This window comes from Candidatus Pantoea carbekii, assembly GCF_000971765.1.
GTDB classification, from domain to species: domain Bacteria; phylum Pseudomonadota; class Gammaproteobacteria; order Enterobacterales; family Enterobacteriaceae; genus Pantoea_A; species Pantoea_A carbekii.
This window is the reverse complement of sequence record NZ_CP010907.1, coordinates 932501-946553: the sequence shown is the minus strand read 5'-3', so window position 1 is coordinate 946553 and position 14053 is coordinate 932501. Positions and strand designations below refer to the sequence as shown.

The 14053-nt window shown below is 33.7% G+C and carries 5 protein-coding genes, 1 tRNA gene and 1 rRNA gene (1 of these 7 only partly in view); 1 reads left to right on the top strand and 6 read right to left on the bottom strand.

Going from position 1 to position 14053, the window contains the following annotated elements; all coding sequences use genetic code 11:
• Positions 1–759 precede the first annotated feature (759 nt).
• Positions 760–2388: a phosphoenolpyruvate carboxykinase (ATP) gene (gene pckA, locus BMSBPS_RS03350; protein WP_046201177.1), complete on the bottom strand. Its 1629-nt coding sequence runs from the start codon at positions 2386–2388 to the stop codon at positions 760–762.
• Between the two features lie 607 nt (positions 2389–2995).
• Between pckA and yhjD the strand changes: the two genes are divergently transcribed.
• Positions 2996–3856, top strand: a complete 861-nt coding sequence (yhjD, locus tag BMSBPS_RS03345; RefSeq protein ID WP_022564191.1) for an inner membrane protein YhjD — start codon at positions 2996–2998, stop codon at positions 3854–3856.
• 196 nt (positions 3857–4052) lie between these two features.
• Here yhjD and ilvC read toward each other — a convergent pair whose 3' ends face one another.
• The 5 genes from ilvC to BMSBPS_RS03315 all read right to left on the bottom strand — a co-directional run.
• A complete protein-coding gene (ilvC, locus tag BMSBPS_RS03340; protein WP_044169951.1) occupies positions 4053–5528 on the bottom strand; it encodes a ketol-acid reductoisomerase in 1476 nt (491 codons plus the stop codon).
• A gap of 814 nt (positions 5529–6342) precedes the next feature.
• Positions 6343–7887 carry a threonine ammonia-lyase, biosynthetic gene (gene ilvA, locus BMSBPS_RS03335; RefSeq protein WP_022564189.1) on the bottom strand — a complete coding sequence of 515 codons (1545 nt, stop codon included), beginning with the start codon at positions 7885–7887 and terminating at the stop codon, positions 6343–6345.
• Positions 7887–9746 (bottom strand): dihydroxy-acid dehydratase, encoded by a 1860-nt coding sequence (ilvD, locus tag BMSBPS_RS03330; protein ID WP_046201176.1) that lies wholly within the window; start codon positions 9744–9746, stop codon positions 7887–7889. Before ilvD ends, ilvA begins: the two co-directional genes overlap by 1 nt.
• A gap of 1827 nt (positions 9747–11573) precedes the next feature.
• Positions 11574–11646: transfer RNA gene (locus tag BMSBPS_RS03320), tRNA-Trp, on the bottom strand.
• A gap of 146 nt (positions 11647–11792) precedes the next feature.
• Positions 11793–14053: ribosomal RNA gene (locus BMSBPS_RS03315) — 23S ribosomal RNA — on the bottom strand; it runs 653 nt beyond the window's last position.

The following is a 14053-nucleotide window of genomic DNA, read 5'->3' as shown; positions in this document are numbered from 1 at the left end:
AATACTTTTATATTTTTCAATGATACCAATTATGAACAAATATGTTTTTCATACATATCCCTAACAAAATTTCTATTTAAATTAAAGAATTTAATAGTACAATTTAATATGAATTATAGCATACTTTCTCGAATAATTTTTTTAAACATTTTTTCACCATATGCCTAAATTACTCTATTAAAATAAAAAAATCATAAGCAATGGAATATTGTTTATTTAAAATATATAGCTCATCTCATTCACAATTTACATCTGATATTGACTTAGATTTAAATGTGCATCCTAGCTATGCAAAATAAATAAAAAATAATTTTATAAATCATATTAAGAGATAAAAGAATAATGATATTATTCAGAAAAGCATTGTTTTTTTGAAATAGGCATTCAAAATGAAAAAAATTCTGTTTTCACAATTTGATGTGAATAGTAATATAGCATTACTTTAAATATTAAAATCAACATAATATATTATTCAATATAGATATTACTAATAACTTTCATATCCCATTGTACTAAATATAAAAAATAATAATTTCACATGAAAATTATCAAGGTGCATTTTCGATATGTTGATAATAAAAAATTTAAAATAAATAAATGGCATTTAGAAAAATAGATTGCAAATCTATATGTCAATTATGTATGCTAATAAATTCTATTTAATTTTTAAAGTAAAAATACTATTTTTATTTTACTTTAAAATAATTTTTTTTAAAATATTTTTAATATTTTCGAACAATATCTAGATTGAATGATTATCTATTCCTTAGCAAGATACGGACCAGATTTAATTAGTGCTTTTGCTGCTTTGTTATCAGAGTATTTTTGAAAATTTGCGATGAATAACTTTGCTAAAGTTTTTGCGGCTTGATTCCAACTATTTGTATTTTTAAAATTATAACGTGGGTCAAGAATGGTCTTGTCTATTTGTTTTAGATGTGTCGGTATTTGTAAATTAAATACGGGTAGTATAATTTTGTCTACTGCTTCCAATTCGCCTGTAAAAATTGCGTTAATAACAGCACGAGTATTTTTTAAAGATATACGTGAACCATTTCCATTCCATCCAGTATTAACTAAATAGATTTTTGCTCCAGCTTTTTGTATGCGATTTATCAAAACATTTGCATATTGTATCGGATGCAGCATTAAAAAAGCAGCACTAAAACAAGCAGAGAACGTAGGTATAGGTTGTGTTATATCTCTTTCAGTACCAGCTAATTTAGCAGTAAAACCCGATAAAAAATAATATTGCGCTTGATCAAATGTTAAACACGATACTGGAGGAAGTACGCCAAAAGCATCAGCCGTTAAAAATATTACATGTTTAGCATGACCTCCCTTTGAAAGAGGTCGTACAATATTATCAATATGATCGATTGGGTAAGATACACGTGCGTTTTCAGTTTTACTATCGTCACTATAATCAATATTACCATTAGAATCTATCACTACATTTTCTAGTAACGCATTACGACGAACGGCATGATAAATTTCTGGTTCATCTTTTTCGGAGAGATTAATGGTCTTCGCATAACAACCACCTTCAAAATTAAAAACACCATTATCATCCCAACCATGTTCATCATCACCTATCAACTGACGATTTGGATCGGTAGAAAGTGTAGTTTTACCAGTACCTGAAAGACCAAAAAATATAGCTACATCACCTGTTTTTCCGATATTAGCAGCACAGTGCATTGCAGCAATTCCTTTTTGTGGTAATAAATAATTCATAATTGAAAATAAACCTTTCTTCATTTCACCACCGTACCAAGTTCCACCAATCAGCTGCATATTTTCAGTAAGATTAAAAGCTATAAAATTTTCAGAATGTAAATTGTGAAGCTTCCAGTCAGGATTGGTACATTTAGCTGCATTTAATACTATAAAATCTGGTTGAAAATTAGTCAATTCGGATTTGTTAGGTCTGATAAACATATTTTTAACAAAATGTGCTTGCCAAGCTACTTCCATAATAAAACGAACTTTAACACGTGTATTAAAATTTGATCCGCAAAAAGCATCGACTATAAATAGACGTTTTTGCGATAGTTGTTGTGTGCAGCAATTTTTTAACGCTTGCCAAGTTTCTACTGATAATGGTTTATTGTCATTTTCAGCATTACTAATACCTCTCCACCATAATGTATCACGTGTAGTTTTATCACATACGATATATTTATCTTTTGGTGAACGACCAGTAAAAACGCCTGTATCGACTGCTACAGCACCACTTTTTGTCAAAGTACATTTCGAATAACCTTTTAAATTTGTTTGCATTTCTTCGTGAAATAACATATCGTAATCGGGATTATATACTAATTCTATCGGATCTATAATACCTATAGCAGCGAGTTCTTGTAATATCCGGCTATTAACGTGCATATGAATTCTCCTGTGTCTATATTTATTGATAGCTAAACGTTGAACAAAAGATGATACATCCATCCCATATGATATAAAATACCTAAATTAAAGCTGACACAGTGTACTTTTTTAAGTAAAATTTAAAAAAATATTAGTTATCTATGTGTTGCATGAGAAAATTTTTATGTTTTAAATAAATAAATTGCAAATTATCTTTAAAAGATTTAGTTCAATATTCAATAAATAGAATAAAGCAAGGTGAAAGAAATAATTGATTTAAAAGAATTTAGAACGCAGTATCTTATTGCCGTTATACTATAAAATATGATATTAATTTTTACGCTGATATTCTTGCAACTATTTAGAAATTCTACTTATGAAAATAATAAGTTAGAAAGGTTTTATTTTGATTTGAAATTATTTTTATACATTAATTATTTTAATCTTACTAAACTTAATAAAGAACAGTAAACTGTATTTTGATTATTCTAATTAAAATAATGTACGTAATTTATTAAAATTACAATAATAAAATATAGATTTTTTAAATACAGTGAGTTTGTGAAAATAATTTTCATATAAATGAAAACATTGTTATTTTTTTGGATTAAAATATATTTTAAGTATGGTTAAAATAAATGCGATAAAACATTTTCAGCGAGCTATCAATCGATTTCATGAACGTTTAGGCAATCAATTTGGAGCAGCAATTGCTTATTTCTCAATTTTATCTATTATCCCTATATTAATGTTTACTTTTTCAGTATTCGGGTTTATAGCTGCTTTTGATCAAGAACTATTCAATAAATTAGTTGATAAGATTATTCATAGCATCAAGGATCCAACTTTAGTAAATATACTAAAAAACATGATTAATACTGCTATTCAACAACGTACGAAAATGGGTTTGACTGGTTTATTACTAACTATTTATTCTAGTATCAATTGGATGAGTAATGTACGTCAAGCAATTAGCTTGCAGTTATATAACCGTTGGCAATATCAAGTATATAGCGCAGAAAAAATTTGGAAAAAATATATAAGAGATGTAATTTCTTTTATTGGATTAATAATAGCATTGATTATTACACTATTATTAACTGTAATCACTGGATGGATACAGGTAACGGTGATTCATATTCTAAAATTAAGAGGTCTTGAATGGTTATATCCTTTAATAAGTTTCTCTACAATTTTAATTTCTATATTAACAAATTATTTGGTATTTTTGTGGCTCTTTTGGTCTATTCCACGATACAAACCTAATAAAACAGCACTATTTCGCGGTACTATGTTAGCAGCAATTAGCTTTGAATTCATCAAATTCGTTATGACTTTTATGATACCAAAAATTATAAGCTCTCCTTCTGGAATAGCCTTTGGTTCAGTATTAACTTTAATGGCGTTTTTCTATTGCTTTGCTCTTATAACTCTTTTCTGTGCTGCTTGGATTTCTACTGCAAAATATACCAAAAATACATATTAACTTTATGAAAATTAAATATAAAAACAACCTTACAAGGTACAAAATGCGTAATGGTAATATTTCAAACGAATTCACAAATAGTATAATGTATAACATTTGATTTTTTTATTTTATATCTATTTTCCCTTGGTGTTTTAATTAGACTACCTGCTTGCGATCTATTAAAAAGGACCAGCAGGTAAAATAGTATAGATAACTAACTATTGTTCTCAATACACTTCATATCTCTCATATAGTAACGTAATTTACGGCCAATCATTTCAATTGGATGTTTTCGAATTGCTTCATTTATGTTACGTAACTCTATATTATCAATTTTTGTATATTCAATAATCTTACCTAAATTATCGGATTGTAATTTTTTTATAAATTCTCTTAGCAAAGGAACCGCATTAAAAGAAAATAAATAACTACCATATTCGGCAGTATCAGAAATAATTAAATTCATTCCATATAAACGTTTACGTGCAATTGTATTAGCAATTAATGGCAATTCGTGTAAAGATTCATAGTAGGCTGACTCTTCACGAATTCCCACATCTACCATAGTTTCAAATGCTAATTCAACACCTGCTTTTACTATAGCTACTAATAATATACCTTTATCATAGTACTCTTGCTCTTTAATTGTTTCATTACTTTGAAGTGTATTTTCAAATACTGTTTTGCTAGTTTTTTTACGCCAAGTTAGTAACTTTTTATCATTATTATTCCAATCAGCTATCATATTTTCAGAAAAATTGCCGGAAATAATATCATCCATATGTTTTTGAAATAAAGGACATAAAATATCTTTTAAACTTTCAGACAAAGCACATGCGCGTAATTTAGCTGGATTAGACAAACGATCCATCATTAAGGTGATACCACCCAATTTCAGCGACTCAGTAATTGTTTGCCAACCTAGTTGAATCAATTTTTGGGCGTATCCTAAATCATACCCTTCTTCGCGTAATTTGTCGAAACAAAGTAGAGACCCTGCTTGAAGCATCCCGCACAGAATAGTTTGTTCTCCCATCAGATCAGATTTAACTTCTGCAATAAAAGATGACTCTAGAACACCTGCACGATCTCCACCTATAGCAACGGCCCAAGCTTTAGCAATTGCTATACCTTCGCATTTAGGATCATTTTCTGCATGAACAGCAATTAAAGTAGGTACACCAAACCCACGTTTGTATTCTTCTCGTACTTCAGTGCCTGGACATTTTGGCGCCACCATTATCACCGTGATATCTTTGCGTATAATTTCACCTACTTCAACAATGTTAAACCCATGTGAATAACCTAACACAGCGCCATTTTTCATGAGCGGTTGAAGAGATTGAACGACTATAGAATGCTGTTTATCTGGAGTTAAATTTATTACCAAATCTGCTTGTGGAATTAATTCCTCGTAAGTACCGACTTTAAAACCGTTATTGCTAGCATTACAAAAAGAGATACGCTTTTCAGCAATTGCTTCAGAACGCAGTGCATATGAGATATCAAGACCCGAATCGCGCATATTTAGACCTTGATTTAACCCTTGAGCTCCGCACCCAACTATGACAATTTTTTTTCCTTTTAATAAAGAAATTCTATCATTAAATTCACTGCGTTCCATAAAGCGACACTTTCCGAGATGCAATAATTGATTTCTGAAATTTAATGTATTGAAGTAATTATTCATAAACACTCCGCTTAGAGATCATATTTAATAATTTTCGTTGATAAAATATTTATCATTAATTAATATGAATTTTTAATTCATTTAAATTAACATGTTTACAATTTGATATTGTAAAATACTCAATATTGATTAGTTATAGATATGTCTACAGATGATGCATTAATGAGGTAAATTCTTTATTCATCTAGCTAAGTGAAATGTTTTAATTTTAAATTTGGTATAGATGTAAAATGTAGGCAGGTAGATGAATGCAACTACCGACAAATTAATATGTTAAAAAATATTTAGTACAAATGCTATACTGTAATCGTATTGAAATTACTCAGTATAATACTAAAAATTAATTGTTAAACTAATCTATAAATTTTAACTAGATTTCTCTATTTTAAAACCTACAGTTAAGTTATACATCATTGATGTCGGCTTTTTTCTATATTGAATATGCTGATTAATTCAATAAGCATAACTTCATAACGTACTAAAAAACAAGACACATTACATCTGATTTCTTAAATGTTTTGTTTATTCTAAACAAATAAGGCTAAAGAATCTATCAAATAATTAAAAAATGATTATATCATCAGTTTCGGTAAATCCAACACTATACTATCCTTTTTAGGCAGAATCAATTGTGTCACTACAGCAGCTCCATATTATCTTTGCGATGGCATGAATATTGATAACAGTACTAAACATGGTTCGCAATTAATAAAAAATCCAATTAATGTATTGAAATATATTAAATAGATTCACTTTAAATAAAAATCACTCGAACAACTAATTATTAATATATTTCGAAATGTTTTATGCTTTATTAATTAGAAAGAAAAAGACGAAACGCTTGATTGTTTTCTTCATCATGCCACCCATAACCTAATTCAGTAAAATACTTTTCAAAGCATGGTTCATGATTATTAATTTCAAATGCTGCTAATACGCGACCGTAGTCGGTTCCATGGCTACGATAATGAAATAAAGAAATATTCCAATATACACTCAATTTTTGTAAAAATTTTAATAATGCACCAGGCGCTTCAGGAAATTCAAAACTAAAAAGACGTTCGCATAATAACTTCGATGGACGCCCTCCTATCATGTAACGTACATGCAGTTTTGCAACTTCATCATCCGATAAATCTATTACTTTATAATCATAATTTATTAGCTGCATCATTATACTAGCACGTTCTTTTAATCCTTTTGTTAAACGTACACCAACGAAAATGCAAGCATTTTCAGCATCTGAATAGCGATAATTGCATTCAGTAACTATACGTCCATTGAGAGCTTGACAGAATTTAAGAAAGCTTCCTCGTTTTTCTGGGATAGTTACTGCCATAAGAGCTTCACGTTGTTCACCTAATTCACAACGTTCGGACACATAACGTAACCCATGAAAATTAACATTTGAACCTGAAAGTATATGTGCTAGCCTTTCCTCTTTAATATTATGCTCGTGAATATACTTTTTCATACCCGCTAACGCTAATGCACCAGAAGGTTCCGCTACTGCACGTATGTCTTCAAAAATATCTTTCATTGCTGAACAAATAGCATCACTATCAACTGTAACAAGATCGTCTAAATATTTTTCACACAACCGAAAAGTTTCTTTTCCAATACGTTTTACCGCAACACCTTCAGCAAATAATCCAACTCGTCTTAGCTCAACTGGTTTCCCTGCCTTCAATGCTGCCCTTAAGCAATCAGAATCCTTCGACTCTACACCTACAACTTTAATCTGTGGCATTAATTGCTTAATTAAAACGGCTATGCCTGCTGCTAATCCCCCTCCACCAACTGGTACAAAAACGCGATCTAAATGAGCATCCTGCTGTAATAACTCCATCGCTACAGTTCCTTGACCTGCAATGATTTCCGGATGATCAAATGGAGGAACAAAGTGATAACCTTTTTGCTGCGAAAGTTCAATAGCTTTAATTTTCGCTTCGTCAAAATTATTTCCGTATAGATAAGTTTCTCCACCAAATTCTCTTACTGCATCTACCTTAAGATCTGTAGTAAATACTGGCATCACAATTATTGATTTAATACCCAGCATACTAGCCGATAACGCTACACCTTGTGCATGATTACCCGCCGAAGCAGTCACAACACCATGTGCTTTTTGCTCTTTAGTTAATTTAGCAATCATTGTATAAGCTCCACGAAGTTTAAAACTATGTACTTGATGATGATCTTCGCGCTTTACAAAAATCGCATTATCAAAACGTGCTGAAATTTTTTTCATTTTTTGCAATGGTGTCACTTGTACAATTTCATACACAGGTGAGCACAAAACTGCATGCAAATATTCTGCAGCACCAGGTGCTTCAGGCAGTCGATAAAATTTTGCCATTAATTAAAACCTCTTAATTTAGACTTATCTCGTACAGCACCTTTGTCAGCACTAGTTGCAAGCAATGCATAAGAACGCAAGGCAGAAGAAACATATCGCACACGTTGTTTGTAAGGCGTAAACGCTGAATTACCTCGTGCTTCTTCTGCATCTCGACGTATCTGTAATTCTGTATCTGTTATCATAAGCATAATCGTACGATTTGAAATATTTATTTCAATAATGTCACCATTTTTAATTAATGCAATAGATCCACCATTAGCTGCTTCTGGAGAAATGTGACCAATTGAAAGACCAGATGTACCACCTGAAAAACGGCCATCTGTAATTAACGCGCAATGTTTATCAAGATTCATTGATTTAAGATAGGTAGTTGGATATAACATTTCCTGCATACCTGGTCCACCTTTTGGTCCTTCATAACGAATTACTACTACATCACCAATTACTATTTTTCCACTGAGAATTGCATGAATTGCAGTATCTTGGCTTTCAAATACTTTAGCTATTCCTTTGAAAATAAGTAATTTTTTATTTACACCCGCAGTTTTTACGATACAACCATCTTGTGCAATATTACCGTATAAAACTGCTATTCCGCCGTCCTGTGAGTATGCATATTCACGTGTGCGTACACAACCTTCTTGACGATTATTATCTAAGGTATCCCAACGACTATTTTGAGAAAAGGCTTTACGAGTATAAATACCTGCTGGACCTGCACGAAACATTTTTTTTATCGATTCATCTTTAGTAAGCATTATGTCATATTGATCTAACGTTTCACGTAAGCTCAGTCCTAGTATATTATAAATGTTAGTGTGTAGTAGATTAGCACGATCCAATTCACCTAGAATAGCCATCACTCCACCAGCTCGGTGCATATCTTCCATATGATATTTATTAGTACTAGGTGCTACTTTACATAAATGTGGTACTTTACGCGATAGACGATCAATATCAGAAATATGAAAATCTATTTCACCTTCTTGTGCTGCTGCTAGTAAATGTAAAACTGTATTGGTAGAACCACCCATAGCAATGTCTAACATTATAGCATTTTCAAAAGCAGCTTTATTTGCTATACTTCGGGGTAGTACAGAATCATTATTTTCTTTATAATATAGGTGAGTTAACTTCACAATAAGTTTACCAGCATTAATGAATAAACTTTTGCGATCAGAATGGGTGGCTAATAAGGAACCATTACCTGGTTGTGATAAACCTAGTGCTTCGGTAAGACAATTCATAGAATTAGCCGTAAACATTCCAGAGCAAGAACCGCAGGTTGGACAAGCGGCACGTTCAATGCGTTTTCTATCTTCATCAATAAGAGTTTTATTTACTCCCTGTATCATAGCATCCACTAGATCTAATTTAATTATTTCGTCTAATAATTTTGTTTTACCTGCTTCCATAGGACCGCCAGATACAAAAACTACTGGAATGTTAAGACGCAACGATGCCATTAACATTCCAGGAGTCACTTTATCACAGTTAGAAATACACACCATGGCATCAGCACAATGTGCATTAATCATATATTCTACTGAGTCAGCAATAATTTCGCGAGACGGCAATGAATATAGCATGCCATTATGACCCATAGCGATACCGTCATCTATCGCAATAGTATTAAATTCTTTGGCCACAGCACCTGCTACTTCAATTTCTTTACCAATTAATTTACCTACATCACGCAAGTGCACATGACCTGGCACGAATTGAGTAAAAGAATTAACTACCGCGATAATTGGTTTATTAAAATCAGCATCGGTCATTCCTGTTGCACGCCAAAGAGCACGAGCTCCTGCCATATGACGGCCTTGTGTAGTAATACTAGAACGGTATTTAGGCATGCTTTTTACTCCAGTTTAAAAACTAAATTTATATTTATAATTTACTATAATGGGTTAACATAATCCAACCAACCATAAATCTCTTCAATTGTCCCCGTGAACAGACCCAAGAATGCCTTTTGAATTTCGCAGTTATAGGATTACGTACACCAGTATCTGTTTGGATATTGTCAACATTACGAATTGGAGGGAGTCATTTTAGAAGTAGTTCCTGGCATGAAAATCTCGTCCGATAAATAAAAAAATTTTCTTGATAAAATTTATTCGCTAACTTCTAATATATACCAAGATTTTTAGTTAATTTAATTATTACATTATGAGTTATAGCTACAAAGGCAGAAGAAGTTAATGATAGTGAGAATGAAATGCTATTTTTCACTTCGAAATAAATTTTCACCTATACTACTTTCCGAAAGATAACTGCTCTTATCAAGCACAATACCTTCTCGATAACGATGTAGACATGCTTCACTGCTTAATTAATAGAGAAGAACGATAGTTACTAGCAGCTTTTTTTGTAGCAGGTAATATGTTAGGGACTACAAGATTTCAACAAGAAATCATCGCGTTAATATCATATTTCAAATACATCTGAACTCAAATAAACGTCCCATGGAAAAGCGACAAATAATTACATCTGCATTATAACTATGTAGCTGGTGGATTCACCACCCTTACTTCTATATTACTAACAAACGCTAACGGACAAATATACGCACTTAATTAAGTTATTTTTATGTAACATTTTACGAGAAATTTTCATTAATACGTTAACATTATATTTCAATGTAAAACGATAAATTTTAACCGAATCTTGAAGACGTTGCATATATTTAAACAGACGAAATGTTACTGAACCTTTCAATAACGAACACCTTAAAAGACAGAAGTTTCGTAGAGCAACACGTGGGACATAACGCTAATTTGTGCATATTCCTACCTAACCATCTTGCCATTAAATTCTTTTTCGTGCTCATTATCATTTGCTTGAGTTACTATGCATGAATTTATTATGTTTGTCTATTACTAGATATATCGATATAAATAAACATCTATAAATTTGCTGAATCACTAAAAAGTAAATTTATAAAATATTTAATTTTAAAAAGTATTTCGATTTTTTTATTTATTAAATAATATCGATTTCAGCATAAAAGCACTTTCTAAATTGATTAATTTTTTTAATTGAAATTGAGATAGTAACTATTGCATAACTTTATGTAGTTACTTAAAGACGAGAGATGATTTGGGAGTATTAGTAATTATATTTCACTCAGCTAATATGTTCAACAATGTTCTATATCCGAATAGAGATAATTATAAATATAATTAAACAACAACTTAAATACTACTGTATAGCATACATAATTAACTATAACATAACATATCATTAAAAAATTTTAATAACAAAAAAATATATAAATTATGTTACTTTTTTTAGTAAAACATCTAAACATGCACTGTGAATTTTTTTCAAATTTATCATCAATTATATTTCGTATATTTATATTATATATCATGATGATATTTTATATCAAATAAATTGATTCCAAATAATCAAAAATAAGTTAAAAATTGGTAATTATACTTATCACTATTAACTTTATAGATTTTTATTAATTAAAATTATAATTTACTATTTTAACAAATAACACTTAGACAAAAAGACTTATTCTGGTAAAACTAAACAAACACAATCATTAACATTTATACAATCCCTTCTTATTAACTAATAACTATGCAATATTTGGTTGTTAGTTAATCAGGAAACATAATTGAAAATAAAAAAATTTTGGAAACTATAGTAACATTTTTAAACTTTACAAACAAGGGCGGAGGGACTTGAACCCCCAACATCCGGTTTTGGAGACCGGTGCTCTACCAATTGAACTACGCCCCTACATTACATAGACTAATAACAGCTGAACTTTATTAAAAAATTTGTCTAATGAATTTGCTCTCTTTAAGAATAGTAGTAAAACTTACAATAATGTATATGAACAAGCAAAATTTCTCTGCTAAATCACTAAAAACCTCTGGTGTTGTAAGGTTAAGTCTCACGGGATATTAGTACTGGTTAGCTCAATACATCACTGTACTTACACACCCAGCCTATCAACGTCGTCGTCTTCAACATCCCTTCAGAAGGTTTAAAACCTCAGGGAGAACTCATCTTGGGGCAAGTTTCGCGCTTAGATGCTTTCAGCACTTATCTTTTCCGCACATAGCTACCGGGCAATGCCATTGGCATGACAACCCGAACACCAGCGGTGCGTTCACTTCGGTCCTCTCGTACTAGAAGCAACCCCCCTCAATTCTCCAACGCCCACGGCAGATAGGGACCGAACTGTCTCACGACGTTCTAAACCCAGCTCGCGTACCACTTTAAACGGCGAACAGCCGTACCCTTGGGACCTGCTTCAGCCCCAGGATGTGATGAGCCGACATCGAGGTGCCAAACACCGCCGTCGATATGAACTCTTGGGCGGTATCAGCCTGTTATCCCCGGAGTACCTTTTATCCGTTGAGCGATGGCCCTTCCATTCAGAACCACCGGATCACTATGACCTGCTTTCGCATCTGCTCGAACCGTCGCTCTCGCAGTTAAGCTGGCTTATGCCATTGCACTAACCTCCTGATGTCCGACCAGGATTAGCCAACCTTTGTGCTCCTCCGTTACTCTTTAGGAGGAGACCGCCCCAGTCAAACTACCCACCAGACACTGTCTGCAACCCGGATTACGGGTCTACATTAGAACATCAAGCATTAAAGGGTGGTATTTCAAGGTCGGCTCCACATAAACTGGCGTCTATGTTTCAAAGCCTCCCACCTATCCTACACATTAAGACTCAATATTCAGTATCAAGCTATAGTAAAGGTTCACGGGGTCTTTCCGTCTTGCCGCGGGTACACTGCATCTTCACAGCAATTTCAATTTCACTGAGTCTCGGGTGGAGACAGTCTGGCCATCATTACGCCATTCGTGCAGGTCGGAACTTACCCGACAAGGAATTTCGCTACCTTAGGACCGTTATAGTTACGGCCGCCGTTTACCGGGGCTTCAATCCAGAGCTTCCCCTTACGGTTTACCCCATCAATTAACCTTCCGGCACCGGGCAGGCGTCACACCGTATACGTCCACTTTCGTGTTTGCACAGTGCTGTGTTTTTAATAAACAGTTGCAGCCAGCTGGTATCTTCGACTGGTCTCGACCTTAGGAGTGCATCCTTTGACCTAATACCAGTGTGCCTTTTCCCGAAGTTACGGCACCATTTTGCCTAGTTCCTTCACCCGAGTTCTCTCAAGCGCCTTGGTATTCTCTACCTGACCACCTGTGTCGGTTTAGGGTACGATTTCATATTATCTGAAGCTTAGAGGCTTTTCTTGGAAGCATGGCATAAATTACTTCATCACCTTAGTGACTCGTCATCACGCCTCAGCTTTAACTTTCCGGATTTGCCTAAAAAGTCAGCCTACACGCTTGAACTGGGACAACCGTCGCCCAGATAATCTAGCCTTCTCCGTCCCCCCTTCGCAATAACATCAAGTACAGGAATATTAACCTGTTTCCCATCGACTACGCTTTTCAGCCTCACCTTAGGGGTCGACTCACCCTGCCCCGATTAACGTAGGACAGGAACCCTTAGTCTTCCGGCGAGTGGGTTTTTCACCCACTTTATCGTTACTCATGTCAGCATTCGCACTTCTGATACCTCCAGCAGACTTCACAGTCCACCTTCAACAGCTTACAGAACGCTCCCCTACCCAACAATACACATGGTGTACTATTGCCGCAGCTTCGGTACACGATTTAGCCCCGTTACATCTTCCGCGCAGGCCGACTCGACCAGTGAGCTATTACGCTTTCTTTAAATGATGGCTGCTTCTAAGCCAACATCCTGGCTGTCTATGCCTTCCCACATCGTTTCCCACTTAATCATGATTTTGGGACCTTAGCTGGCGGTCTGGGTTGTTTCCCTTTTCACGACGGACGTTAGCACCCGCCGTGTGTCTCCCGTGGTACCATTCTTTGGTATTCGTAGTTTGCATTGGCTTGGTAAGTTGAGATAACCCCCTAACCAAAACAGTGCTCTACCCCCAAAGATGAATTCACGAGGCGCTACCTAAATAGCTTTCGGGGAGAACCAGCTATCTCCCGGTTTGATTGGCCTTTCACCCCTAGCCACAGGTCATCCGCTAATTTTTCAACATTAGTCGGTTCGGTCCTCCAGTTAGTGTTACCCAACCTTCAACCTGCCCATGGCTAGATCACCGGGTTTCGGGTCTATACCCTGCAACTCAACGCC

Bases quoted from the DNA above. Each gene is read 5' to 3' on its own strand.
- pckA (WP_046201177.1), bottom strand. From the start codon at position 2,388: ATGCACGTTAATAGCCGGATATTACAAGAACTCGCTGCTATAGGTATT.
- ilvA (WP_022564189.1), bottom strand. From the start codon at position 7,887: ATGGCAAAATTTTATCGACTGCCTGAAGCACCTGGTGCTGCAGAATAT.
- ilvD (WP_046201176.1), bottom strand. From the start codon at position 9,746: ATGCCTAAATACCGTTCTAGTATTACTACACAAGGCCGTCATATGGCA.
- ilvC (WP_044169951.1), bottom strand. From the start codon at position 5,528: ATGAATAATTACTTCAATACATTAAATTTCAGAAATCAATTATTGCAT.
- yhjD (WP_022564191.1), top strand. From the start codon at position 2,996: ATGGTTAAAATAAATGCGATAAAACATTTTCAGCGAGCTATCAATCGA.